Consider the following 26,810-nt stretch of genomic DNA (forward strand, 5'->3'; position numbering starts at 1 on the left):
TATTAACGAGGAGTGCGTAGTTGTTTATTAGGAAATATTGGGTTGCTATTAGCCGAAGGGTTTTGGTACCAATACGCAACACTAGCAATATCGTCACAACGCTCATATAATCTTATATCATCGTTACCTATTTGTTGAAATGCAAGTTTAATATTTTTGTGAAATGCAATGGGATCAGGTAAATGCCAACGATATAGCCCATGCATTGGTAGAGCATCATCACCAAAACCGTGTACAGGATTAGCGTCCCCTGTTTGAAAAAAGTCACGAGTTGCATCACGTTTAGTTTGATAAGGATACCCCATAAATAACGTTTGGAAGCACTTAGCTGATGGGCGACCTTGGCTATCACGATTATGAAATGCCCATGCTCCACCAAAATAATCTTCAGATCCTGTTGAATGTTGAGTTGGATATTCGCTATCATCATCAAGGTAAAACTTAAACTCTCCTTCTCCCCACCAGTAACGTTCCAAAGCGGTTAGAGCTAAGTAAGTACCGACATAATAACCATGTCCTTCGATATTATCTAATAGCACATAATCTTCGGCATAATTAGTTACTCGTTGCCTACGCCATTGAGCATGAAAATAAAGTGGAGCCTCAAATGGTTTTGGCATTAAGGCATAATTAATAGTAAAGAAGAAATGCTGTAGATCAGCTTCATGTTCATTTTGAATTTCAATTCTCGCTTTTTTATTAAATGGCATTCTAAAATAACTATTAAATCCCCCTGTAGGATTAACTACGATTGGCATTGAATTAATATCACATCTTGCCCCAAAGCCATTACAAAAGAAATCACCAATCGGGCTTTCGACTGATGGCACTGATTCATCATCCCAGTAAATGCGAATAACAACATCACGTAACACAAAACTACCGCAATGTGTTCTATCAGTTAAGGTAAACCACATATGACGAATTTCTGCAGGTCCTGAAATTTCGGCAATAGTGACTGTTTTACCAGCAGGAATTGAAATGCATCCCTGTCCTTTACGGCTTGGACCTAAAATGCTTGCTTTCATGCAAGATTTACCTTTTTCTCCTGTCATATTTTCTGGCGAAATGGTTCTAGTCTGTTCAAAGTGAAATTGTGTTACTGAATTATATATGTTCATTATCAATCCTTACTAACGTTTATAAAATGCAATTTGTTAAAACTATTTATATTTAAATAATTTTTTTATTTATGTATTTTGCTTTTTTATCACCGCATAAAAAGAAAATAGCAAAAATCATAAATCCTAAAACGACTAACCCAAGATGATTAAATGTTGTTGATGCACCATTGGTATCGTAAAAATCACCGACAAGAGTAGAAAACAAAATAACACCAACAGAGCCTGCAACCTGATAACCGATTAAAAAGACGGTTGCTGAAAGACGAGCATTAAAATTAATATCAATATATTTAAATACGGAAACTAAAATGGTAGAAATTTCTAAACAGTGCATAAGCTTAATGATTGAAATAATGGCAATACTACTAACATGCCCTGTGAGGAAGATGCGAGAAGCTGAAATAAATGCCGCAAAAATCAAAGCATTTTTTGCCCCAACACGATTTACAACAAATGGCACACAAAACATTACAGCAGCTTCTAGAAAAACTTGAAACGAGTTCAAGATACCATATAAGCGATAGCCATCATTTACATCTTCAAATTGCTGAGTAAAATAAACAGGAAACAATTGCTGATCATAGATATTATAAAGACTATAGGTACCAAGCACATAAACAACAAATATCCAGAATTTTTTTAGCGCAAAGACAGACATAATTTCGTTAAAACTTAATTTGTCCTTTTTCTGAAAAATCGCTTCTGATGATTTGCTTAAATCTGGTTTAAAATTAAAATTTAGAATCATAAAACAGATTCCTACGACTGATGCAGCCCAGAAATTCAAATGAGGATTTATGCTAATCAAAATACCAGCAATAAAAGTACCTACAGCATAAGCAATACACCCCCAAGTGCGACATTGACCAAATTCAAATCCAAATGCTCGGCTAATTTTTTCACAATAGGAGTCAATTAACCCCATTCCAGCAACCCAACCAAACCCCAAAAAGAAACTACCAAAAATAACGCCGATATAAAAACTATGCCGTAATAGAGGTTCATAAACATAAATTAATGCAGGAGCAGCACAAGTAATAATGATACTTTGAAACCAGACAAGATGTTTTTTCAGAACTAATTTATCCTGATAAACACCATATACAATCATAATAATTAGTGAAATAAAATAGTTAAATGAATAGATAATACCAGTTTGTTTTGCGGTTAAACCAATTTCTTTGCTTAACCATATGGCATAAAAAGAAAAAACAAAACTACCTGCAGCGTAATACATAAAACTGTAACAGGAAGCGAACCAATAAGTTGGCTTGTTATAAAATGCAGTTGTCATAATTTATCCTATAAAGAGTGAACTACTGCAATTGAGTATGCAGAGCTAAAAATTTAGCTTTAAAAGGTTTATTGGATAAATGTGATCAACATCAAAATTATTTTATTAACTTAGATAAGAAAAATTATTGTGGACAACTTTATTTGTAAAAAAATAATAGGTTAAAAAAAAGGAGTAAAAATTTTATAGAAAGAAATAAAACATTATATTTGACTAAATTTTGATATAAGCCGATAGGAAAAATTTTTATGATCTTATTAGCGTTATTTTATATACAAAATAACGCTAATATATTACGCATTGACACATTCCGTGATGTCATAATAGGCTAACGTTGATCATCAATAGTAACCCCTGTTGGTGGGGTAAATTTAAATTTATTTAAATCAACTTTACCTAACACTTGGTGAGACAAGTCATAAAAACTACGCTGACCATCTTCTTCAATTATCGTAAAATTTGAGATCATGCCAGTTGGTAAAACTGAAATGACAAAGTCTTGATTAGAACCATCTGTGGGTTTAAGTGTAAATGAATTCTGCTTACGTGTTACATTATAAGCATTCCAAATCGGATTATGGTTATCAGAAATAAGTAACATTAAACGATTATCAACGGCTTTTTTCAAACTCATGACACTCACTTGTTCAACTGCTGGCGTATAAACCCAAAGATTTTCACCATCTGAGATAATTGATGTTACATCAGGGTCATTCATTGTCCAATTAAAATAATAAGGCCTTGTTACCCATAAATCGCCTTTTCCTTGTTGAACAAGTTGATTATCGGCAGTTTTTACATCCTGTGAAAACTGTGCATAAAAGCCATCAATTTTATCTAGGCGTTGTTGTAATACTTCTTTATCGTTTGCCCATGCTGACGACATACTAACCAATAACCCAATTAATAATAAAAATTTTTTCATGATAAATCCTTATGTTTGAGTCCTAGAAAATAACTGTATTCTAAAAAAACTGTTAAAAAACTAAATTTAAGTGAGAATATTAGCTTTTTTCGATTTATGCGGAAAGCTATTTTCTTTTTCACTTATTGATTAACAAGTATATAATACGTTTAATATCGCGAAGAATGGATACAGTGTATCATGCCTAGTATGTCTTTTGAATTTACAACTGATGAATTTAAGCCTTTAGCAGCAAGAATGCGCCCACGGATCTTATCACAATACATTGGGCAAACACATTTATTAGGAAAAGAAAAACCACTTTCAAAAGCCATTGAAGCGGGTAATTTACATTCAATGATTTTATGGGGACCACCTGGTACAGGTAAAACCACACTTGCTGAAATTATTGCTCATCATGCGAACGCAAAAGTTGAACGTTTATCTGCTGTAACTTCTGGCATCAAAGATATTCGCCAAGCCATTGAGCGGGCTAAAATCAACCAACAGTCAGGCATTCGCACTATCTTATTTGTTGACGAAGTCCATCGCTTTAATAAAAGCCAACAAGATGCATTTTTACCTTATGTCGAAGATGGAACTGTGACATTTATTGGTGCTACAACTGAAAACCCTTCATTTGAATTAAATTCAGCACTTTTATCTCGTGCACGAATTTATCTACTTAAATCGCTATCAAATCAAAATATTATTGATATTTTGCAGCAAGCAATAAATGATGATGATCGTGGATATGGTAAACAAAATATTGTTTTACCAGAAGAAACCCAAAAACAAATCGCTGAATTTGTGAATGGTGATGCACGGCGAGCACTAAATACGCTTGAATTGTTGGTTGATATGTCTGATGGGAAAGCGCTTACTTCCGAATTACTAAAAGAAATAATGGGAGAAAGAAGTGCTAGGTTTGATAATCAAGGTGATCGTTTTTACGATTTAATTTCAGCTGTACATAAATCTATTCGAGGATCGGCCCCTGATGCGGCACTTTATTGGTATGCAAGAATCATTTCAGCAGGAGGAGATCCCCTTTATGTCGCACGCCGATTACTTGCTATTGCATCAGAGGATGTCGGTAATGCCGACCCAAGAGCAATGCAAGTAGCACTCGCTGCATGGGACTGTTTTACACGTGTTGGCCCAGCCGAAGGGGAACGCGCAATTGCACAAGCCATCGTCTATCTGGCTTGTGCTCCTAAAAGCAATGCTGTTTATCTTGCTTTTAATCAAGCAATGAATGATGCCCAATCTAAAGCAGACTATGATGTTCCTGAGCATTTACGCAATGCACCAACTAATTTAATGAAAAATTTAGGTTATGGTGCGCAATATCGTTATGCTCATAATGAGCCGAATGCCTTTGCTGCGGGAGAAAACTATTTTCCCCCTGAAATGGCTGATACAAAATATTACCATCCAACAATGCGTGGTGCGGAAAAAAATTATGCTAATAAACTAGCATGGATAGAAGAACAAAATCGCACAAGCACCTTACAACGCTACAAATCTAAACAAAATAGCTAATCTGGTGTTCTATTTTTATTGCCTCACACTTATAGCCCTAATTACTTAAATATTTAATTAGCTCTTCTATCCTATAAACAAATATAAAAATCTTTCGAAAGATCTTAACTAATTATAAAATAGGAAATAACAATTATTTTGCTTGTTATTAATTTGTATATACTATAGAAATAAATAATATTAATAATAAAGTTTTCATAAAAATTTAAGGTAAATAGGTAAAAGATAATTTTAAATATAGGCCAAATAATAAGTAGAAAACAATATGAGCAAAATAATCAATAAAAAAAACTTTAATAAAATTGTATTTGGGCTGAGCCCTTTCTTTTTTAGCGCAGAGATTTATGCTCAACTAACAGCCAAAACGAGTAAAGTTATTGAGGGAGATTTACCATCATTATCACCACAAATAGAAAAAAATATAGAAGATTTGGAGCTATTTGGGTTAGCAGTTGATGGTGAAAATTATTATGGAAACAAAGTAACACGGCTTCCAATATCATCAGCTTATCCATTAAAAAATCAAATTAAAGTAGCACCAATAAGACAACCTGATACGCAGGAATATCTTGATGTTGATGGTGACGAATTAGGATATCTTGCAACGCAATCCGCTCCGCAAATGATATGGTATTATACGGATACAGAAAAACAACTAGTAGAATTTACACCTACAAAGTCTGATACGCTCTGCTCATTAGCAAAAGGAGGAAAATTTGGTCCATATAAAATAAAAGTATCAGGGGATTTAATATTAACGTCAAAATATGGAACTCCATTTACTAACCAGTATCCCAATAGTAAAGTGGCTAAACACCCCTCTAAAACCTATACGATAAGCTCTGATGCTGGGTTCTGTTACGCAAAACCAGAGCTAAAACCTGAAGGTGCAAAAGCGAGTGTTGCTAATCAATGGGATGAAAGTAATGGTTTTTTAATTCAATCTAATATTGATTCTGCTAAAAATTTTCCCACAACGGCTTTTTATGGTGCACAATTTGATCTGGTATTAGCGCAAAAAGGCCTTATCAAGAACTATAGATGGAAGATTGTAAAAGGAAAAGAACTTGTTACCATTACACCAAATAATAAAGAAGATAAATTAACGATTTCATTTAATACTAATGATGCTAAAAATCCTCAAAAAGCTTGGCAACATGTTATTGGTTCTGGTGTAGGATATGCTGTTATAATTGAAGGAAAGAATATTGCTACAAATAACATTATTGAATACAAGTTTACCTTAACTAAATGGTTTGCTGGTTGGAGCAAAAAACAGGTCGGCACAAATGCTGCGTTAAGCGGTACGGCAGCCGAAATTGTAGAAGGATGTGAATCCTTAGGTGGGCATTATCGTATTAGTCATGCAAACGAATTAAGTAATGCTCCAGCAATAAGTGAAAACAAAAACAAAACCAAATTTACTCGTGAAATAGGCACCTTAATTGGCGAGTGGGGAACACCTTCACAAGAAGCTTACCCTAATTCATGGGCAGCAAAAAATGCTCAGGGTGCTGCTTATAAACGTATTTGGTTATACGATACTAAAGTGAATAAGTACTGTGATTTACATACTTATGGGGATGCTATCTATCATTGCATTGATGAAGCAGGGAAGAAAAATGGAGTATGCACTGCTGTAAACAAACCATGATATAGCATTTATCAAATGCCAATTTGTTAAATATACTTATCTATATACTAGCTGTTTTTTAAAAGCTTTTTTAAAGTTTCTAAAAAACAGCTTAGCCCCTTCTTTTCTTCAACCTAATAGACCAGATTTTATATAGTTACGATATCTTTATAAAAACATTTGTCATCAGAAAATAAAAGATCTTAGCGATAAATAAAATATTTATAAATAGGTATCAACTATTTATAAGGCCTAAATTGATCGTATTAAACGATTTGTTTATATAAAATAAAGCGCCTATGCTAAACATTCCCTATCTGAACTTTAAACCAAAAATCTTAATTAAAATTAAAGCCACAATGATTGTTTTAAATAGAGATAATGGAAAAAATAATAATGAATATAGCTAAAAAGCATCTTAAAACAATTGTGTGTACAATATACCTATTGCAATTTACAACAGTAAGTTATGCTATTTTATCTGCTCAAACAGCCCAGACCATTGAAGGAAGCAAACCGAGATTAACTGACAAAATTGAGGCGCATATTGATGATTTTGACCTTTTTGGCTTAACTATTGATAGCAAGAATTATTATGGCAATGAAATAAGCCGTGCTACATTACCCATTAGCTATCCATTTAAAAACCGCATAAAGCTAGCCCCACTAAAACAACCAAATAACGAGCAATATATAGATATTGATGGTGATGAACTAGATTATCTTGGCATAAAAGAAAAAGTAAAAATGATCTGGTATTACACAAATTCATCAAATCAATTAACTGAATTTACGCCAACAGACGAAGAGACATTTTGTTCATTAACGCAGAAAGGACAATTAGCGCCTTATAAAGTAAAAATATCCGCTGATTTAACATTATTTTCAAAGTATGGTGAACCTAAGGCTAATGAATATCCAAATGGCAATATACTCACTCACCCGTCAAAAATTTATACCATATTAGAAGACACAGGTATATGTTATGCAAAACCTGAGCTTGCCCCCACACAAGCAGCAGTTAGTGCAAGAAATGAATGGAATAAAAACTATGGCTTCTTAATTCAATCTAATATCGATGCAAGCAAGAACTTCCCGACAACCGCTTTTTATGGTGCAAAATTTGATCTCTTATTAGCAAAAAATGGGCTTGCTCAACATTACATTTGGAAGATCGTAAAAGGAGATAAACTTGTGACTATTTCTAGCAATGCTGATACTGTGACGGTCATATTTAACACTGTAGAAGTGATGAACACTAAAGTGGTCTGGGATCTTATTATGAACTCTGATAACGGATATACCGTTATCATTCAAGGAAAAAATAAAGTTACTGGTAAGACCATTGAGTACCCATTTACTATTACCAAATGGTTCAGTGGCTGGGATAAAAACCTAATTGGCCAACCAAGAGCCAATAGAGGAAGTGCAGAACAAATAGTTTCAGGATGCAAAGAATTAAACGGCAATTATCGCATAAGCTATGCAAATGAGGTAAGCAATGCTCCAAAAGGTAGAAATGCAAGATTTACCCGAGAAATAGGCACATTATTAGGTGAATGGGGCGATCCAAACCAAAATGCTTATCCTAATTCTTGGGCAGCAGCGCCAAACCAAGGTAACATTTATAGGCGCATCTGGCTGTATGATACGAATGAAAAAGAATATTGTGATCTACATACTTACAATGCTATATATCACTGCCGAGGAGAAAGTGAATACAAAAATGGTATCTGCACCGCTATTAAATAAATACCTGAATTCAATCATCTAAAAGGTTTAATTTATAACATTCAAGTATTCAGAAAATATTGAACATTCTCTATCAAAGCAGAAAAACAATTAGTTGAGTTTACACCAATATCGACCGATACATTCTGCTTACTATCACAAAAAGGTATGTACAGTCTTTATAAATATCAAGTTATCTGCCGATTTAGTTTTGTTTTCAAAATACGGACTTCCAAATAATAATAAATATCCCAACGAATCTATCATTATACAACCATGCAAAGAGGTATACCATCTTGAAAGACACCGCCTTTTGTTAAGCTAGCCTAGAATTAGCACCACTTGGCGCAGTAAATAGTGAGGAAAACTAATGGGATAATAAATAGGGTTTTTTAATTCAATCGAACAAACACTCAACAAAAACTTCCAAGCCACAACTTTTTACAGTACTAAATTTGACTTACTTCTGGCTTAAAATGGGCTTGCTAAAAGCTATATTGTATCAATAAAACGAGGTAACGATCTGGTTACAAGCGCTAATAACAACGATGTAGTAACAGTGTTATTCAATACCAAAAATGCACTTGACCCAAAAAAGCTTGGCAATATATTGTTGGCTCTAACAATGATTATTGTGATTGACATACCTATAATGTTAAGTACTATTGTAGAGGAGAATCTGAAAACAAAAATGGATTATGTATAGCTATATAGTAACACCTTAATCGTTTTTCCTAGATTCAAGAACTACCTATTCATAGGAAATTCTTATCGTTGAGATATTTTCACTTTTTCCACTTATATCTATCTTTACTCTTTTTTTAACAAAAAGCTGAATTTACATTTTAAAACTAACACGCTTGATTTTAGTTAAAAAAATCCACGTTGTTGATTAATAAATACACTATATATAGTAATAAACTTATTAATAGGCACTATATATTGTATATTTTGATAATTATCAATTATTATACCTTACGATAAATTTTACAATTTAAGTGGATAGAAAGAATGAATAAATCAATACTAGTAACCAAACGAGATGGAAATAAAGAACCAATCAATCTCGACAAAATTCATCGAGTCATTGCGTGGGCAGCCGAAGGGCTAGAAAATGTTTCCGTTTCTCAAGTTGAATTACGTTCTCATATCCAATTTTATGATGGAATTAGAACATCAGACATCCATGAAACAATTATACGTGCAGCCGCTGACCTGATTTCACAACAATCCCCTGATTACCAGTATTTAGCAGCACGCTTAGCGATTTTTCATTTACGTAAAAAAGCTTATAACCAATTTACACCACCTGCACTTTACGAACACGTGAAAAAAATGGTTGGTAGTGAGCATTACGACAAGCATCTACTTGAAGATTATACGCAAGCGGAGTTTGAACAAATGGATAAGTTTGTTGACCACTGGCGTGATATGTCGTTTTCCTATGCAGCGGTTAAACAGCTTGAAGGTAAATATTTGGTTCAAAATCGCGTTACTGGAGAGATTTATGAAAGCGCGCAATTTTTATATATTTTAGTTGCGGCTTGTTTATTTGCCAATTATCCGAAAGAAACACGCCTTAACTATATTAAACGCTTTTATGATGCGGTATCTACCTTTAAAATTTCATTGCCAACACCAATTATGGCAGGGGTTCGTACACCTACTCGCCAATTTAGCTCTTGTGTATTAATTGAGTGTGATGATAGCTTAGATTCTATCAATGCAACGGCAAGTGCGATTGTTAAATATGTATCACAACGAGCTGGAATTGGCATAAATGCGGGGCGAATTCGTGCTTTAGGCAGTTCAATTCGTGGTGGTGAAGCTTTCCACACTGGTTGCATTCCATTTTATAAATATTTTCAAACTGCTGTTAAATCATGCTCACAAGGCGGGGTACGTGGTGGTGCAGCAACCATTTTTTACCCAATTTGGCATTTAGAAGTCGAAAGTTTACTGGTTTTACGTAATAATCGTGGTGTTGAAGAAAACCGTGTACGCCATTTAGATTATGGCGTACAAATCAACAAACTAATGTATCAACGCTTAATTAAAAATGAAAACATTACACTATTTAGCCCATCAGACGTACCAGGGCTTTATGATGCTTTCTTTGCCGATCAAGATAAATTTGAAACTCTTTATCACCAATATGAACAAGATGTAAATATTCGTAAACGCGTGGTTAAATCCGTTGAACTCTTTGCATTACTAATGCAAGAACGCGCATCAACAGGGCGAATTTATATTCAAAACGTTGATCATTGCAATACGCACAGCCCATTTAATGCTCAAGTAGCGCCAGTTCATCAGTCTAATTTATGTATGGAAATTGCGCTACCAACTAAACCGCTTAATAATGTCAATGATGAAAAAGGTGAAATTGCGCTTTGCACATTATCTGCCTTTAACCTTGGCAAAATTGAATCATTAGATGACTTTGAAGAACTTGCTGACTTAACAGTACGCGCACTTGATTCACTACTAGATTACCAAAATTATCCAGTTCCTGCTGCGCGAAACTCTTCAATCAACCGTCGGACATTAGGAATTGGTGTAATTAATTATGCTTATTATTTAGCAAAACATGGGGTGAAATATTCCGATGGCAGCGCCAACAACTTAACTCATCGTACTTTTGAAGCCATGCAGTATTATTTGTTAAAAGCATCAAATAACCTTGCTAAAGAAAAGGGGGCGTGCCCACTATTTAACGAAACAACTTATGCTCAAGGTATTTTACCAATCGATACTTACAAAAAAGATTTAGATACTATCACTAAAGAACCATTGCACTATGATTGGGAATCACTACGAGAATCGATTAAAACTTATGGACTGCGTAATTCCACGTTATCAGCACTCATGCCATCTGAAACCTCGTCGCAAATTTCCAATGCAACAAATGGTATTGAACCACCACGTGGTTTTATAAGTGTGAAAGCCTCTAAAGATGGTATTTTAAAACAAGTGGTACCTGACTATAAAAATCTAAAAAACTTTTACGAACTACTTTGGCAACTCCCTAATAATACTGGATATTTACAATTAGTGGGGATCATGCAGAAATTTATAGATCAATCTATTTCGGCGAACACTAATTATGATCCAACCAAATTCCCGAATGATAAAGTTCCGATGAAACAACTATTAGCTGATTTACTCACGGCTTACAAATATGGTGTCAAAACCCTTTATTATCATAATACACGTGATGGCGCTGAAGATATTCAAGGCGATATTGAATTTAAAGCAAGTGATGATGGTTGTGAAGGCGGAGCGTGCAAAATCTAATTGCCTCATTCAGCACTAAAATAAAAGTATAGGATAACTGAGCGGTTATCCTATACTATTCCTATTTTTCTTTTTGTTTAAAGAAAAATTACCCAATTTCGTTAGGAGTTCGATTATGAGTATGAATTACAGCACCTTCTCACACGTCCACAATGATCAACTAAAAGAGCCAATGTTTCTTGGACAACCGGTAAATGTTGCTCGTTATGATCAACAAAAATACGAAATGTTTGAAAAATTAATTGAAAAACAACTGTCCTTTTTTTGGCGCCCTGAAGAAGTTGATATCTCTCAAGACCGAATTGATTATGCTGCATTACCAGAGCATGAAAAGCATATTTTTATTAGTAACTTAAAATATCAAACGTTGCTTGATTCCATTCAAGGACGTAGCCCCAATGTTGCATTATTACCACTTATTTCAATTCCAGAGCTTGAAACATGGGTTGAAACGTGGTCATTTTCAGAAACGATACATTCTCGATCATACACACATATTATTCGTAATATTGTTAACGATCCTTCTGTTGTTTTTGATGATATTGTCACGAATAAAGAAATTCAAAAACGTGCTGGTGATATTGCAGGTTATTATGACGATCTTATCAGCTATGCCAGCTATTACAATCTACTTGGCGAAGGTAAACACAATGTTAATGATAAAACCATCACCATTAGCTTACGAGAACTCAAAAAGAAATTATATCTTTGTTTAATGAGTGTAAATGCGCTTGAAGCCATCCGCTTTTATGTCAGTTTTGCTTGCTCATTTGCTTTTGCTGAACGTGAGCTAATGGAAGGCAACGCAAAAATTATCAAACTTATAGCACGTGACGAAGCCCTACATCTAACCGGCACACAATTTATGATCAACACATTGCGCAGTGGTGAAGATGATCCTGACATGGCCGAAATTGCCAAAGAGTGCGAACAAGATTGTTATAACCTATTTTTACAAGCAGCTAACCAAGAAAAAGAATGGGCCGAATACCTGTTTGAGGGTGGTTCAATGATCGGTTTAAATAAAGATATCTTATGCCAATATGTCGAATATATCACTAATATTCGCATGCAAGCCGTGGGGCTAAAACTACCATTTGATACTAAATCAAACCCAATTCCATGGATCAATAACTGGCTCGTATCTGATAATGTCCAAGTAGCTCCACAAGAAGCGGAAATGAGTTCTTATTTAGTTGGACAAATTGATTCTGAAATTAATGAAGATGATTTAAGTGATTTCAAATTATAATTTTTATACTAAATGGTATAGCTCCTAAAAGCTTTTTACAAAAGGAACAAATTATTGTTCCTTTTTTATAAATAATATCGGTCGCTAAAGAATTGATTACTTCCAACTGTCACTTGACAGACATTTAAAATCAGGTAACGATATAGCTATTGAATTGTCTTGATATTAATTATATAGCTATGACTAAAACACATTTGTGTTACCCTATCTCTCCTCTTAATTTTAGCGATGACCAAATAAATATCAGCTATCTAAAACAGCAACTTGAAGCTTTTCAACAATGGTCTATGGTTCAATTTGAGCAACAAGTTGATATTGATATATTAGTCTATTTACGTAGTCAATTTATTGATCGTTTGCTTGAGCGCCTATGGTGTTTTTATCAAATTCCTAAACATGTATCTTCTTTTTTTAAACGTAATCGTATTGCTTTAATCGCTGTTGGTGGTTATGGTCGCGCTGAATTACATCCTTTATCGGATATTGATATTTTGATTTTAAGTGATTATCCGTTGGCAAAAGAGATTGAAAAACAGATTAGTGATTTAGTTCGTTTGTTATGGGATTTACATTTAGATATAGGACATAGTGTTAGGACATTAAGAATTTGTTTACAAGAAGCAAAAAACGACATTACCATAATGACCAATTTGATTGAATCAAGGCTTATTTCGGGCAATCAATTATTGTTAGATGAGCTACACAAACAAATTTTTAGCGATAAAATTTGGCCTTCTCGAGCTTTTTATAAGGCTAAAATCCAAGAGCAACAAGAACGTCATAAACAGTATCATAGCACCTCTTATAATCTTGAGCCTGATTTAAAAAATAGCCCTGGCGGTTTGCGAGATATGCAAACTATTCAATGGATAGCAATTCGTCATTTTGGTGGTGAATTTTTACAAAAAATGGCTGATTTCAAATATTTAACCCATGAAGATATTGCAGACTTTAAAACTTGTCGTAAGTTTTTATGGCGAATACGTTTTGCGCTTCATTGCGTCATTTCACGTTATGATAATCGTCTGTTATTTGATCGCCAGCTTAGTATTGCCAACATGCTAGGTTACAAAGGTGAGGGCAATACGCCAGTAGAAAAAATGATGCATGACTATTACCGAGTTGCACACAATATTACAGAACTTAATCAGATGTTATTACAACTGTTTTATGAATCTATACTTGAGCATCCCCCCAAAAATAAACCTTATAATATTGATGAACATTTCCAAATTAGAGAAAACTTAATTGATATAAAAAATGATAATCTCTTTAAAACAGATCCTGTTATGATTATGCAGCTTTTTTATACGATATTGCTTAATCCACAAATCACGGGGCTTTATTCAAATACCATTAGGCAGTTACGTTCGGCAAGAAGAAAATTAAGTACTTTGCTATGCGAAGATCCCAAATCTCGACAAATATTTATGATGATTATCAAACATCCCGATGCAATAAAAAAAGCTATTTTACCCATGCATCAATATGGCATATTGGCCGCCTATATTCCAGATTGGAAGCACATTGCTGGAATGATGCAGTTTGATCTTTTTCATACTTATACGGTTGATGAGCATACGATTCGGTTACTAATTGAATTGGATAACTTAAAAACAGATAGTGGTAAGCGAAAGCACCCTAATAGTTCAACTGTGTTTACTAAATTATCTAAACCGGAACTACTGATTATTAGTGGTTTATTTCATGATATCGGTAAAGGCCGACATGGCGATCACTCTGAAATAGGTGCACAGCTTGTTGAAAAATTTTGCCAGTTGCACGAACTTGAAACCAAAGACATTGATTTAATTTGCTGGTTAGTACGCTATCACCTACTGATGTCTGTTACCGCTCAAAGCCAAGATTTACAAGATCCAGCAGTAATTCGAGGATTTATTCAACAAGTAAAAAGCAAACGTCGCTTACAGTATTTGCTTTGTTTAACAGTAGCAGATGTTTGTGCAACCAATGAAACACTTTGGAATAGCTGGAAGCAAAGCCTAATACGCCAACTTTATTTTACTGCCATGCATTCCTTTGACTCGGGTATTCATCAAATTCCTGAACAACGCAGTATTGCACGCCAACATAAACAAGAAGCACTAGCAATATTGCTTGCGGAAAATTATGATCAACAGCAAATTAACGATTTTTGGCTGGATTATCGGGTAGATTATTTTTTACGTTATACAACAGAACAAATTGTAAGGCATGCTCAGCATCTATTACATCATGATTTATCTCAAACACTAGTGTTAATTAATCTCAATTCACATCATGGTGGTAGTGAGGTTTTTATTTATTCACCCGATAGACCTTATCTATTTGCCACTGTCTGTAATACTTTAAGTATGCATAATTTAACAATTCATGATGCACTTATTATTACAAATAAAAAAGGATTTGCTCTTGATACGTTTATTGTATTAGAACCTAATGGCCAAACCATACAAAAAGATCGTCATCAAGGGATTATAAACGCACTAAAAAAAGCACTACAACAACCAGTTTATCAAGAGGCGAAAATAAAACCCCCAAAGAAAAGATTGCAATCTTTTTCTGTACCTACACAAGTTAATTTCTTATCTGCCTTTAATGAAAGACAAACTTATATGGAACTTATTGCCTTAGATATGCCAGGATTACTTGCTTGTGTTGGTGAAATATTTGCTAATTTAGATTTGTCATTAAGGAGTGCCAAAATTGCCACTATTGGTGAGCATATTGAAGATTTGTTTATCTTAACCGATAAACATAACAATGCGCTTGATGATAATACTTGTAACCAATTACGAGAATCAATAATAACCACTATTGATTCAATGAATTAATCAGCTTAAAGATATCGCTTATGCAATTTTTTATTATTTTATTTCCTATTTTTTGTATTTTTATAGTTGGGTTCATCGCTCAAAAAGCACTAAAACTTGATGTAGCCAACCTTTCAAAAATGTCACTTTATGTGCTTTCCCCCTTTTTGGCATTTAAAACGTTTTATACCCATACGTTAACTACCGATTATCTATTTTATATTGGTTATATTTTTGGCTTGTGTTTTTTATTAGTCATTATCATCTCAATTTGGTCGCTGTTCATGAAATATTCAGTTAAAGAGCGTTGCGCTATGATTTTAAGTGCATGCTTTATGAATAATGGCAACTACGGTACACCTGTACTTTTGGTTTTTTTTGGTTCGGTGGGATTTGATCTTGGTGTAATTATGATGGTGTTACAACAATTTGTAATGAGCACAGTCGGTATTTATTACGCTGCAAAGGGCAGTGCTCATAATGATATTGTTAGTCAAAAAGATGTTATTAATAAAGTTATTCGCATGCCAGTTGCTTATGGGGCATTGTTAGGTATTATTTTTCAGTTGTGCCATATTCCTTTATCTAAATCAATAATGACATCCATTGCTATGATTGGTGATTCTTCAATTGTTGTGATTATGATTATTTTGGGAATGCAACTAGCCAAAATAAAGATCAAACAACTTGATTACCCAAAATTGTTGTTTTCATTGCTAACCCGCATGGTTATTTCACCTTTGGTTGCATGTGGTATAGTTTATTTTATGCCTATTTTACCAATTTATAAGCAAGTATTAATTGTATTAGCTGCAATGCCAAGTGCTGCCAATACCACATTAATGTCTGTACAATTTGATACTCGCCCAGAACTGGTATCAAGCGCAACCTTAGTTAGCACATTATTAAGCTTAATCACTTTACCTATTGTACTAACACTGGTTGGCGCGCCAATACCTTTTTAAGCGCCGTTACCAATCTTTACCAAGCAAACTTAGTAAATCCAGCCTTTAAATAGTTTAAAAAAGCCTAAACGCGGTTTTAGACTAGTTAAAAGCATTATCAACAACCTACTTATTGTTTAATCAATAGAATAGCGGGCAATTATTCCTTACCTGTCCACTCTTTTTCGAATTGTTCGATAAACTGAACTAAAAATTGATGCCTTGGCTCAGCTAATTTTTTAGCTGTTTGGGTATTCATCATATCTTTAAGCAACAAAAGTTTTTCATAAAAGTGATTAATAACTGTATTAGGTCTTTTATAATTATCTTCATCCAACGCCATTCGGGGGGAAATATTTGGATCGTACATAATATTATGCTTATTACCACCATAATAAAAAGTGCGTCCAATGCCAATTGCACCCAATGCGTCTAAGCGATCGGCATCTTGTACAATTTGCCCTTCTAATGATAATTCTTTTTTTTGATTAAGATTTTTTCGATATGACATATTTTCAATAATGTCAAAGATCATTTTCATTTCGTTATCGGTTAACGCCTGTAATATTAAATAATCACGCAACTCAATTACAGCTTGATTTACATCAGCAACGACTTTTTCATCAATCACGTCATGCAAATAAGCACTCACAATCACAATAAACGCATTCGCTTTTGGTTCATGCTGTAAAATCTGCTCGGCCAATCTCACTACTCGCTCAATATGCGCCATATCATGCCCCGAAAAGTCATTAGCTAATTTTTGTTTAACAAAAGCTTGTATGGCTTGAATCACGCCCTGTTTATATTTATTTGTTTTATTATTCATAATATTATAGGGACATTTTAATTTACACAGATCGTACCATAACTCGTGTCACCCCAAGTACTAACCATTCCCATATTAGAGTATACTTGAAGATTTATAAGGGGTTCGTAAGGAGGTTTATATGTATTTTGCGTCCAATAAGCCCGACGATCTGCGAAATTACTACCAGGGTAGCCATAGTTAATATTAACAGAGTCATAAGTTTCTCCCCATTCTGAAAATAGCCCTCCACCAATACGGCGTTGGTAGTTATTACCTTGACCCGCTAAGCCTTGATTCCAATAAAAAGAATTAGCATTAGTTAGTTGTACAACTGTAGGTATTTGATAGCCTAACTGATTACAGTATTGTTCAGCCTGAGCATAACTATGACTAATACCATTATCATTCTTTCTTACGATAAACCATTTTTTAATGGTAAAACTATATACTTTATTCGTTTTGGCTTTATCGGAATATAAGATAAAGGTCGTCGGTACTGCGGTTGCTGCCTCGGCAGCGCTAGCCCCCTCTTTGGGTCCAACTAACCGAATATTGGCAATGCTGCCATTGCCTGTTATATTTAAATCAATGCCCGATGTAGCCGGTGACTTATCAAACGTCATCTCACTGCCTAAGCTATCAACCATATCCATGGTAAAAAATAGCCCATATGCCCCCATGGTTGGAAAGTTTGATGCTGGATTATTTAAATCTTGACGTTTAAAGCCTTTTGCATCGTCCCATTCACTCGGTGGCCCTGAATAATTCGACCCACCCCAATTATTTTTGCGACTATTACTTAAAAATAAGTTGGGCTTGGCAGAATAAGTACAAGCGCCTTTAGGCGGATTTAGATAATAAGTGGCGCTATTAGCCCCTATCGGAGTTGAATTTGGTTCGCCATAAGCCGTTGATAAGATACTATAATCACTTTGCATTGTTATACTATAGGGCGCATTGCAATCCTGAAAGGTATCATCTAATCCTATTTCAGTACCATTGGCATCTCGACCAGTAATGGTTAAATTCCCTGTTGCGGTAATATCACCATCGCCATCTTTATCCGCCCAAAAGCCATTATTATTCAGCAAATCGGTCATTGAAATAGCACTTTGACCCGATGGAATAAGCGTTTTAATATCACTAAGTTTTATACCATCACGTGGCAATGATATCGGATTAGCTATAGATGAGGGATTGTTTTTTGGGGTTAGCACTTTACCATCAGGTAGCTCGATATTTAAAAATCTATCCGTATCCCACGATTGAGTTTGCCCACCATCAAATGTTAAATAAGGCGCCGAACCTTGTATTGCTTTTGCAGTTTTTGCAGGTTCAACATTAGGTAACACAGCAAATAAAGGATAACTAACCCCCATTAAACAACAAAAAGGCAAAATTAATTTAAAGGTGATTAGGTTATTTGTGAATTTTAAATATAAATCACAAAGCAAGCACGGTTTATCCTCATAAAAAAACGGAAAACGACAGGTTAACTGTCTAGCAGGTTTTATTTTATTCTTTTTTATTAGCGTCAGTTGCTTTTTTGATTTCATGTTACTATTCCTTTAAATCCACATAAATACAAAACACTAGTGCAATTATTTTTGTAAAAGGGTACCTCGCTATTGCTGGTTTATTTAATTGTTCATAACTGTATATCACTAATTTACACAAACTGTTCTTCCATACGTTCTAACACCAGTGGATCCATCCTTAGCATATACCACAAGGTTATAGAGTCGTTCGGCTTGATACGTATTTTGAGTCCAATAAACAGCATAGTTTTCCATATTGCTGCCAGGATATTGGTAATCATGCATATCCCCCCACTCAGCTAAAAGCCCACCACCAATACGACGTTGGTAGTTGTTACCTTGACCCGCTAAGCCTTGATTCCAATATCGGGAATTAGCATTAGTCAGTTGGTTAACGATAGGTACTTGATACCCTAACTGCTCGCAATATTGTTTAGCGTCAGCATACTGACTTACACCTGCATAATCTTTCCTTGCGATAAACCATTTTTGAATCGTAAAGCTGTATACTTTATTGGTTTTGGCGCTATCAGAATATAATATAAAAGTAGTGGGTACGGCTGTTGCAGCCTCGGTTGCATTATCACCATCTTTAGGACCGACTAATCGAATCTTAGCTATACTGCCATTGCCCGTTATATTTAAGTCAATACCAGAAGTAGACGGCGACTTATCAAACGCCATTTCACTACCTAAACTATCAACCATATCCATCTCAAAAAGTAACCCATTCATTCCAGTTGTAGGGAAGTTTGATGCTGGGTTATTCAGATCTTGACGTTTAAAGCCTTTGGCATCATCCCATTGGCTTGGTGGCCCTGAATAATTCGACCCACCCCAATTACCTTTATGACTATTACTCAGATAAAGGTTAGGTTTTACAGAATAAGTACAAGCACCTTTAGGCGGATTTAGATAATAAGTGGCGCGATTAGCCCCTATCCGAGTCGACTTTGGTTCGCCATAAGCCGTTGATAAGATACTATAATCACTTTGCATTGTTATACTATAGGGCGCATAGCAATCCTGAAAGGTATCATCTAATCCCATTTCAGTACCATTGGCATCTCGACCTGTAATGGTTAAATTCCCCGTTGCGGTAATATCACCATCGCCATCTTTATCCGCCCAAAAACCATTATTATTCAGCAAATCGGTCATTGAAATAGCGTTTTGACCCGATGGAATAAGCGTTTTAATATCACTAAGTTTTATACCATCACGTGGCAATGATATCGGATTAGCTATAGATGAGGGATTGTTTTTTGGGGTTAGCACTTTACCATCAGGTAGCTCGATATTTAAAAATCTATCCGTATCCCACGATTGAGTTTGTCCACCATCAAATGTTAAATAAGGCGCTGAGCCCTGAATGATGTTTGCCGTTGTCACAGGCTCAACTTGGGGCAAATCAGCCAACAAAGGAATGCTAACCCCCATTAAACAACAAAAAGGCAAAATTAATTTAAAGATGATTAGGTTATTTGTGAGTTTTAAATACAAATTATTACACCAATATATGCTAACCTCATAAAAATGGGAAAGATACCTTGATGCCCATTGTTTAAATAACGAATTTTTGTTTTTTTTATTACATTTTTTCTTATTTTTTATTGTGATATTATCCTGTTCCATATTCTTATTATGTAATTCATCGTTAGATTAAAAGAGTTGTTTATTACCACAAATGGTTAATTATTTATCTACTTAGTGTAGCATATAACTTTATTTTTAGCACAATATTTCAACATATTGTATTGCTACAAAATATGAAAACAAATAACGAATTACTTCAAAAATGTATGTAATAACGTGATAATAGAAAGTACAAACTGTTTTTATCGCAATATAATCTTTTTTATACAAAGCAAATGCGCCCTTTTAATAAGAAAAAATTTAATAATTAATGTTTTTTATATATTTTTTTGTTTTCCGTGGATTGTTTTCAATAGATTGGAAAGGTAAAATCCGCAAATTTCAGGCATTATTAAAGCAAATTTTGGCGTTTACGTGATGAAAGTATTTGCACGCAAAGTTTTGCCATGGCAGTTCATTGAACTTTTTACTCGCTACCGCTAATATTTCGCTTTATTGTTAGGGTTATCTATCTTTTTTATTGCATTGATTGTTTGTTGGCATTTATTAAAAGTCATTAATCTAAACAATCTAAAGCAAGCTTTTTATAATCTTTCCATTAATGTCATTTAATTTGCTTGTTTATCCGCTCTGGGTAGTTATTTAATGTTGATCTTTTATGAATGGTTAGCTACTCGTTATGCAGGGGGCAAATTGAAACCCTCAATTTTGATTCTTGGTTCAGCGATTGATAATGCGATAGGCTTGTCTGTGTTATCTGGAGGTGCAGTGCGTTGCCACCTTTATCTTAAGCAAGGTTTAAACACCGCCGATATAGCCTAGAATGTCGCTTTTTGTAACATTATCGTTAGGTTGTTCATTACTATTATTTGCAACAATTGCGACATTAATTTATACACAACACACAATGCTAGTGTTTCATATGTCAAAAAATAGTGTATGGTTGACGGCGGGGACTGTATTTTGTCATTACGCTTTACTGCTTGCTTTTTTGTATTACCATTAATTACCCAAAGTTAGGCTAAAAATCACAACATATTATCAAAAAAAGGAGTTTATGTTCCTTTCTCATATTTAACCAAATAATTAAGCAAATTATTTTCTGCTTATTCTAGCTTTACTTTCAGATAATAACACACCACAAAGTGTAAATAATGTTCCAATGGCGGCAACCCAAGTAAAAGGCTCGTTTAAAATAACAACTGCAGTAATAATAGTAAGAATTGGCACTAAGTATAAGTAAATACTAATTTTAACCGCACCCACTAATTTAACGGCATAATTCCAGGATGCAAAACAAATAGCCGAAGCACCAATGCCTAAAAATAAAATATTCAAAATATTAACTGGCTTGGTAAACCGTGATAAACCCCATTCAAAATCAAAGCTAGATAAAAAGGGAAGCATCAATATCAAACCGTAAAAAAAGAATCGCCTTGTTAATAAAATTATATTGTAACCATAGTTACTACTTTTTTTTGTTAAAATTGAATAGCAGGCCCAAAATAGGCAGGCCAACATAGCCAGCAAATCGCCAATTGGATTTAACGACAGCACAAATTTACCATTAAAGCTAATTAATCCAACACCAATAATTGCAAATAAACAACCGACATAAAAACGTTTAGGTGGCACTTCGGCTCTTAAAAAGAATATAGATAATACCGCTGTGAATATTGGTGCTAAAGTAGTAATGATCCCAACGTTAGAAGCTGTTGTGTAAGTTAAGGCTATATTTTCACATAAAAAATAACAAGTTACGCCACATAATCCAGCTAATAAAAACACTATTTCTTGCCGAATCCCCTGCCAAGAAAAAAAATGTGGTGATAGTATCCAAAGGGATAAATAACCAAGCCCGAATCGAAAAAACAGTATTTCCACAGGTTTGAAATCAAGTAATAAAACTTTAGTCGCAATAAATGTTGTTCCCCAAAGAAACACGGTCATTAATGCAATTAAGTGCCCTGATGCTTTGTTTGAAAATAACATAATAATCCTCTTTGTTCACATTAATAAATATTGTTATCAAAGTAAAGTATATCGTATTGCACGGTATTTATTACTAAAATTAGTAGCCAATATTAAATTAAAAAAGATTAAGAAAGGATTTGATTAAAAAATATAACTCTATTTTTATTTTAAAATAGGTATCATTTTTGTATTTAGTTTGTTTTTAGGCAAAAAAAATCCACTCGAAAAATCGAGTGGAGGGCAAAAAATGAAAAACGTAATCTGTTAATATAGACAACTAAAAAAGTAAAAAGTTCAAATTAATTTCATATATTTTTTAATATTTAACAAAATAACAAATAACTGTTTGTTATTTAATAATAATTATTTTTAGAAATAAAATAATTATTCACAATATTCCCCATTTATTTTATTAAGCTGTTACATAATTGATTGGTTGATATTCTTACTTTTAACGTTCATAAAATTTATTCTTATACTAAAACATCTATTTCCCTGAAGATTTTTTATAAAAGAATGCTACAAATGCTTAATATAATTATAGAAATAACGATATACAGCAACGCAAAATTAACCTCAAAGCAAGCTAACTTGTATTCGTACTTGAATTCGCCTATAATGCCTAGATATTATATTTATACTAACCACATTTGGGGCTGATTCTGGATTCGACGGGATTTGCGAAACCCAAGGTGCATGCCGAGGTGCGGTAGGCCTCGTAAATAAACCGCAAAAAAATAGTCGCAAACGACGAAAACTACGCACTAGCAGCTTAATAACCTGCATAGAGCCTTCTCTCCCTAGCCTCCGCTCGTAGGACGGGGATCAAGAGGAGTCAAACCTAAACGAGATCGTGTGGAAGCCTTGCTTGGGGCGGAAGCATTAAACTTAATCAAGCTAGTCAATCAGTAGCGTGTTTGTTCGCAGCGGGTTGATGAAATTTAAAAACAAACTACGCATGTAGTACCAAGGATGTAGAAATTTCGGACGCGGGTTCAACTCCCGCCAGCTCCACCAATTCAATAAACAGTAACATTCTTTAAAGCGCTTAAAGCCTGCCAAACCTAGTAACAACAGATCTTAAAAGCAATTTTATTACCCTGCAAGTATCAGTAAGGTACATTCACAACCAAAATTTTTAGGTATATGCTTAGGTATACGAACACAATATATCTATATCTCGTATACCTAAAATAATTATGGTAAGAAAAACACATCCATTAACAGACATTCAAATAAAAGCTGTCAAGCCAAGAGATAAAAATTACTCTTTATTTGATGTTGGTAGTATACATATCTTGGTTAAATTGAATAATTCTAAAATCAGGCGTTTATAATTATACACATGTGTATACCAGAAAAGGCGCATTAATTAGCTGTGGAAGTTATCCTTAGGCTTCATTACAGTAAGTGAGGTTCAAAGATAAACCTCAGTCGTGGTAGGTCGCTTAAACCTAACAATATTGAATTTTCAGCAAGAAAACGAATAAGCATACAATATGATTTATACCTCCGCATTTGCTGATAAATACCTGCATTACTTATCCTTATGGTTATATGCTGTATATTATCTACTCAATATCTATGTTAAATCAATATAAGTAAAAATTTAGTATAGTGTTCAAATAATAGGCGGTGGATTATGCTTTATTTAATGCATGTTTAAGCGCGCCAAGCTTAGTCCATGATATCATGGACTAAGGCTGTGATGAGACAGTAAGAAGGGTAAATCGGCATGATAAAAATCAGTCAGAAAAGTAATTGATTTTATTTAAATTTTTTATGGTAGTGGGTGATGATATTCATTCTTTGACTAAAAATCCATCTCAAGTTTTGGCGAGGAGCATGCTACAGGAAGACTAAGTTAAATAACAGTTGATTATAGAGATTTACGTTGAAAATAATTAAATCAATATGATGTTTTTTGCATTGGCAATCAATAGAAGGAGTGGAGATTGTTCATAATTCTGTGTCAGTTTAATTCACAAAGAGAGCACCTTATCAAGACGATTAGAGAAAAATATCATCAACTGTGACAATGCTAAATTCAAATTTTGGGTTAGTATTGCCCGTATTTTCTTGCATTTGCCACCTCAAATACCACTGCTTGAGCAAGCTATTTTCATTTGTTTTGCAAATCGGCCAAAATAGATAACCAAAGATGCACCCTTTCGTTTTCAGACAAATATAAATCTAATGCTTCCTTTTTCGCTGCTAAATTCAGGGCGAGTAGGGTATAAACCGCCTTGCTGCGATAATTCCCATTTTATTTTATATTACAAGGTATTAAAAGTAAGCAAATACACAAAATCATTTATAGGGCTAAATCTAGGATTGGACTATCCTTTAATTACCATTTTTTCTGTTTGTGTTCTTCATTATAATTAAACCAAATGACTAAGCCTTTTGACACGATAACATCAAGAGTTCCTTCAACAATATCGTATTGGGTTTCACCGATAATCATATGACTGGTTGAACTTTTTTTGACATATTGATATGTCCATTGTATTTCATTTGAATTAATCTCTTTTCGAATTGTTGGCTCACCAAATAGTTTAATCATTTGTGATTCAGTTGTTGAACCTTCGACTATTTTGCTGACTTTTTCTTTATTTAATATGGTTCCTTGTTCTAAAAAATTCTTTTTTGAGCAACTTGATAAAATTATGATCGATAAAAATGCAATAAGAAACTTTTTTAAATTTTTCATGTATCGTTGTTTAATGTTAATACCTTGATGTTTGCCAATAATAGCACATGTTGGGCAACGTTCAAGGTGAGCTTGTATTTTTATTATTAACAAATAATATTTAAATTAGAATAGGCTGTTAATAATAAAAATATGGAAACAACCATTTTGTTTCTTTATGTTTCCATATTTTCCTAATGGTGTTTTTATGTTCATTTTTTATTATGGTTTAGTTGAAAGTTTATTCCTTACTCTGCCGCAACACTCGCTTTATTGGCTGCTTAGTTTTTCGATCAATATAACGGCTAGGCCAAATTTGGTGAGGTTCTAAATTTAATTCTTTAGCAATAATAACCTCTCCTTTTGTCCATGGGCGAACTAATGCATTGCTAAGCGTTGATGAGCTTAAACCGGATTGGCGTGATAGATTTGCAAGTGTTGTACCTTTCTTTTTTAAGGCGGCAATAATGTCTGCAGGATGCCAATCATTAGACTTTATTTTCATTTTTTATTTCCTCTTAGTTTATAACCTTGTATATCTATGTTATGCTCTTATGTTACTAAAACGTGTAAGTTTATAATTGGACTTTAGCTAATAATAATTTTTTATTTCTTATTTATTGTATCAAAGTTTCTTTAATTTCTATAACTTTTTCTTATTTTGTTAAAGTGGGATAGTAAAAATGAAAGAGTGGTTCTCATCAAAAGAGCTATCAAATATTGCAGGGATGCCATCAACGATACAAGGGGTTAATCGAAAAGCGAGAGCTGAAAATTGGACAGCCCGAAAAAGAGTTGGTGTTCGCGGTAAGGCTGTAGAATATCATATAGGTAGTTTACCGCTTAATGTTAAAAAAGCGTTATATATTGAGGAAGAAAGTGCTAGTTATGTCGTTTCGCCGATCGAGCCTTTACAACTATGGATGACTGCGTTTGAACAGTTATCCGTTGATGAGCAATCTATTGTTGCTTCATGGTTGATGCGAAATGGCATTAAAGAATTTATTACTTTTATTAACAAACAGAAAAAAGATAATTAGTGTTATTGTGTAAGCTGCGATATACTTTAACCTATGTAGAGTTCAATTTAATAGCTATGGAATAACCAATGGAAAGTCAGTTTCAATTAACAAATAGTAAAGAAATTATTGTTTATTTATCTCAACAATTTCCTAATTGCTTTACCCTTGAAGGTGAAGCAAAACCATTAAAAATTGGAATTTTTCAAGATATACTTTCTCGCTTAAACGAGAATGAAGCGTTGAGTAAAACTAAATTACGTGCTGCACTAAGAGCATATACAATGAGTTGGCGTTACTTATATAGTATAAAAGAAGGCGCTAATCGTGTTGATTTAGATGGAAACCCAAATGAGGTGATTAGCCAAGAACAGATGGAACATGCTCAACAACAGTTGAAAGAGAGTAAGGAAAAGGCAAAAGAGCGTTTTAAAGAACAAGCAAAAGAAAAACGTAAAACTACTCGTGCTCCCTCTAAAAAGGCTAAAATTCTAAAAAATGGTGATTTTATTAGAGTTTTAATAGGTAAAAAACCTATAAAAGCGCAAATAATTAATATTGAAAAAGAGCAGATTAAAGTAAAGATTGGGGCAGGTATGGAATTAACGGTTAAACCTGAACATATTATCAATAAGTAGAGAAT

The 26,810-nt window shown here is 34.0% G+C and carries 19 protein-coding genes, 1 other RNA gene and 1 pseudogene; 11 read left to right on the forward strand and 10 right to left on the reverse strand.

Features of this window, described 5'->3' with window-relative positions; genetic code table 11:
- Positions 1–2: 2 nt before the first annotated feature.
- The 3 genes from A9G47_RS10550 to lolA form a co-directional block, all read right to left on the reverse strand.
- Positions 3–1,121, reverse strand: coding sequence for a glycoside hydrolase family 172 protein (locus tag A9G47_RS10550; protein WP_065567605.1), 1,119 nt, complete (start codon positions 1,119–1,121; stop codon positions 3–5).
- 52 nt (positions 1,122–1,173) lie between these two features.
- Entirely contained in the window at positions 1,174–2,418 is a 1,245-nt protein-coding gene (locus tag A9G47_RS10555) for an oligosaccharide MFS transporter (RefSeq protein ID WP_065579607.1), read from the reverse strand.
- Positions 2,419–2,746: 328 nt separating this feature from the next.
- Complete coding sequence (lolA, locus tag A9G47_RS10560) at positions 2,747–3,343, reverse strand: outer membrane lipoprotein chaperone LolA (protein WP_065642839.1); 597 nt, start codon at positions 3,341–3,343, stop codon at positions 2,747–2,749.
- Between the two features lie 189 nt (positions 3,344–3,532).
- On the opposite strand from lolA, the gene A9G47_RS10565 reads away from it, so the two are divergent.
- The 7 genes from A9G47_RS10565 to A9G47_RS10595 all read left to right on the forward strand — a co-directional run bounded on the left by A9G47_RS10565 (position 3,533) and on the right by A9G47_RS10595 (position 16,558).
- Positions 3,533–4,867 (forward strand): replication-associated recombination protein A, encoded by a 1,335-nt coding sequence (locus A9G47_RS10565; protein ID WP_141673706.1) that lies wholly within the window; start codon positions 3,533–3,535, stop codon positions 4,865–4,867.
- Positions 4,868–5,132: 265 nt separating this feature from the next.
- Positions 5,133–6,521 (forward strand): hypothetical protein, encoded by a 1,389-nt coding sequence (locus A9G47_RS10570; RefSeq protein ID WP_065642840.1) that lies wholly within the window; start codon positions 5,133–5,135, stop codon positions 6,519–6,521.
- Between the two features lie 375 nt (positions 6,522–6,896).
- Entirely contained in the window at positions 6,897–8,252 is a 1,356-nt protein-coding gene (locus A9G47_RS10575) for a hypothetical protein (RefSeq protein WP_065567542.1), read from the forward strand.
- A 990-nt stretch (positions 8,253–9,242) separates the two neighbouring features.
- A complete protein-coding gene (gene nrdA / locus A9G47_RS10580) occupies positions 9,243–11,528 on the forward strand; it encodes a class 1a ribonucleoside-diphosphate reductase subunit alpha (RefSeq protein ID WP_065567543.1) in 2,286 nt (761 codons plus the stop codon).
- Positions 11,529–11,649: 121 nt separating this feature from the next.
- Entirely contained in the window at positions 11,650–12,780 is a 1,131-nt protein-coding gene (nrdB, locus tag A9G47_RS10585) for a class Ia ribonucleoside-diphosphate reductase subunit beta (RefSeq protein ID WP_065567545.1), read from the forward strand.
- A 179-nt stretch (positions 12,781–12,959) separates the two neighbouring features.
- A complete protein-coding gene (glnD, locus tag A9G47_RS10590; RefSeq protein WP_065642841.1) occupies positions 12,960–15,614 on the forward strand; it encodes a bifunctional uridylyltransferase/uridylyl-removing protein GlnD in 2,655 nt (884 codons plus the stop codon).
- Positions 15,615–15,634: 20 nt separating this feature from the next.
- Positions 15,635–16,558 carry an AEC family transporter gene (locus tag A9G47_RS10595; RefSeq protein ID WP_065566946.1) on the forward strand — a complete coding sequence of 308 codons (924 nt, stop codon included), beginning with the start codon at positions 15,635–15,637 and terminating at the stop codon, positions 16,556–16,558.
- A gap of 139 nt (positions 16,559–16,697) precedes the next feature.
- On the opposite strand, the gene A9G47_RS10600 is transcribed toward A9G47_RS10595, so the two are convergent.
- The 3 genes from A9G47_RS10600 to A9G47_RS10610 form a co-directional block, all read right to left on the reverse strand.
- Positions 16,698–17,366 (reverse strand): HD domain-containing protein, encoded by a 669-nt coding sequence (locus A9G47_RS10600; RefSeq protein WP_065642842.1) that lies wholly within the window; start codon positions 17,364–17,366, stop codon positions 16,698–16,700.
- Positions 17,367–17,383: 17 nt separating this feature from the next.
- Entirely contained in the window at positions 17,384–18,904 is a 1,521-nt protein-coding gene (locus tag A9G47_RS10605) for a hypothetical protein (protein ID WP_065642843.1), read from the reverse strand.
- A gap of 108 nt (positions 18,905–19,012) precedes the next feature.
- A complete protein-coding gene (locus tag A9G47_RS10610) occupies positions 19,013–20,389 on the reverse strand; it encodes a hypothetical protein (RefSeq protein WP_065642844.1) in 1,377 nt (458 codons plus the stop codon).
- A gap of 738 nt (positions 20,390–21,127) precedes the next feature.
- Here A9G47_RS10610 and A9G47_RS14315 point away from each other — a divergent pair.
- The gene (locus tag A9G47_RS14315; RefSeq protein WP_176700698.1) at positions 21,128–21,304 is read left to right on the forward strand and encodes a hypothetical protein; all 177 of its coding nucleotides are present in this window, start codon (positions 21,128–21,130) and stop codon (positions 21,302–21,304) included.
- A 273-nt stretch (positions 21,305–21,577) separates the two neighbouring features.
- Here A9G47_RS14315 and A9G47_RS10620 read toward each other — a convergent pair whose 3' ends face one another.
- Complete coding sequence (locus A9G47_RS10620; RefSeq protein ID WP_065566943.1) at positions 21,578–22,474, reverse strand: DMT family transporter; 897 nt, start codon at positions 22,472–22,474, stop codon at positions 21,578–21,580.
- A gap of 634 nt (positions 22,475–23,108) precedes the next feature.
- Between A9G47_RS10620 and ssrA the strand changes: the two genes are divergently transcribed.
- Positions 23,109–23,473, forward strand: a transfer-messenger RNA (tmRNA) gene (gene ssrA / locus A9G47_RS10625).
- Positions 23,474–24,581: 1,108 nt separating this feature from the next.
- Here the strand turns inward: ssrA and A9G47_RS14675 are convergent.
- The 3 genes and pseudogenes from A9G47_RS14675 to A9G47_RS10635 all read right to left on the reverse strand — a co-directional run.
- Positions 24,582–24,722: pseudogene (locus tag A9G47_RS14675) on the reverse strand (IS256 family transposase); the annotation flags it as partial.
- A gap of 84 nt (positions 24,723–24,806) precedes the next feature.
- A complete protein-coding gene (gene bamE, locus A9G47_RS10630) occupies positions 24,807–25,169 on the reverse strand; it encodes an outer membrane protein assembly factor BamE domain-containing protein (RefSeq protein WP_065642846.1) in 363 nt (120 codons plus the stop codon).
- Positions 25,170–25,389: 220 nt separating this feature from the next.
- Positions 25,390–25,653 carry a helix-turn-helix domain-containing protein gene (locus tag A9G47_RS10635; RefSeq protein WP_065567231.1) on the reverse strand — a complete coding sequence of 88 codons (264 nt, stop codon included), beginning with the start codon at positions 25,651–25,653 and terminating at the stop codon, positions 25,390–25,392.
- Positions 25,654–25,831: 178 nt separating this feature from the next.
- Here A9G47_RS10635 and A9G47_RS10640 point away from each other — a divergent pair, with 178 nt between their 5' ends.
- Both A9G47_RS10640 and proQ read left to right on the forward strand, forming a co-directional pair.
- Positions 25,832–26,188, forward strand: a complete 357-nt coding sequence (locus A9G47_RS10640) for a DNA-binding protein (protein ID WP_065567230.1) — start codon at positions 25,832–25,834, stop codon at positions 26,186–26,188.
- Positions 26,189–26,256: 68 nt separating this feature from the next.
- Positions 26,257–26,805: an RNA chaperone ProQ gene (gene proQ / locus A9G47_RS10645; RefSeq protein ID WP_065567229.1), complete on the forward strand. Its 549-nt coding sequence runs from the start codon at positions 26,257–26,259 to the stop codon at positions 26,803–26,805.
- Positions 26,806–26,810 lie beyond the last annotated feature (5 nt).

Source organism: Gilliamella sp. WF3-4, from assembly GCF_001690275.1.
GTDB lineage: Bacteria > Pseudomonadota > Gammaproteobacteria > Enterobacterales > Orbaceae > Gilliamella > Gilliamella apicola_C.

Excerpts from the sequence above, each read along its gene's own strand:
- A9G47_RS10550 (WP_065567605.1), bottom strand. The coding sequence starts at position 1,121 with ATGAACATATATAATTCAGTAACACAATTTCACTTTGAACAGACTAGA.
- A9G47_RS10555 (WP_065579607.1), bottom strand. The coding sequence starts at position 2,418 with ATGACAACTGCATTTTATAACAAGCCAACTTATTGGTTCGCTTCCTGT.
- lolA (WP_065642839.1), bottom strand. The coding sequence starts at position 3,343 with ATGAAAAAATTTTTATTATTAATTGGGTTATTGGTTAGTATGTCGTCA.
- A9G47_RS10565 (WP_141673706.1), top strand. The coding sequence starts at position 3,533 with ATGTCTTTTGAATTTACAACTGATGAATTTAAGCCTTTAGCAGCAAGA.
- A9G47_RS10570 (WP_065642840.1), top strand. The coding sequence starts at position 5,133 with ATGAGCAAAATAATCAATAAAAAAAACTTTAATAAAATTGTATTTGGG.
- A9G47_RS10575 (WP_065567542.1), top strand. The coding sequence starts at position 6,897 with ATGAATATAGCTAAAAAGCATCTTAAAACAATTGTGTGTACAATATAC.
- nrdA (WP_065567543.1), top strand. The coding sequence starts at position 9,243 with ATGAATAAATCAATACTAGTAACCAAACGAGATGGAAATAAAGAACCA.
- nrdB (WP_065567545.1), top strand. The coding sequence starts at position 11,650 with ATGAATTACAGCACCTTCTCACACGTCCACAATGATCAACTAAAAGAG.
- glnD (WP_065642841.1), top strand. The coding sequence starts at position 12,960 with ATGACTAAAACACATTTGTGTTACCCTATCTCTCCTCTTAATTTTAGC.
- A9G47_RS10595 (WP_065566946.1), top strand. The coding sequence starts at position 15,635 with ATGCAATTTTTTATTATTTTATTTCCTATTTTTTGTATTTTTATAGTT.
- A9G47_RS10600 (WP_065642842.1), bottom strand. The coding sequence starts at position 17,366 with ATGAATAATAAAACAAATAAATATAAACAGGGCGTGATTCAAGCCATA.
- A9G47_RS10605 (WP_065642843.1), bottom strand. The coding sequence starts at position 18,904 with ATGAAATCAAAAAAGCAACTGACGCTAATAAAAAAGAATAAAATAAAA.
- A9G47_RS14315 (WP_176700698.1), top strand. The coding sequence starts at position 21,128 with ATGTTGATCTTTTATGAATGGTTAGCTACTCGTTATGCAGGGGGCAAA.
- A9G47_RS10620 (WP_065566943.1), bottom strand. The coding sequence starts at position 22,474 with ATGTTATTTTCAAACAAAGCATCAGGGCACTTAATTGCATTAATGACC.
- bamE (WP_065642846.1), bottom strand. The coding sequence starts at position 25,169 with ATGAAAAATTTAAAAAAGTTTCTTATTGCATTTTTATCGATCATAATT.
- A9G47_RS10635 (WP_065567231.1), bottom strand. The coding sequence starts at position 25,653 with ATGAAAATAAAGTCTAATGATTGGCATCCTGCAGACATTATTGCCGCC.
- A9G47_RS10640 (WP_065567230.1), top strand. The coding sequence starts at position 25,832 with ATGAAAGAGTGGTTCTCATCAAAAGAGCTATCAAATATTGCAGGGATG.
- proQ (WP_065567229.1), top strand. The coding sequence starts at position 26,257 with ATGGAAAGTCAGTTTCAATTAACAAATAGTAAAGAAATTATTGTTTAT.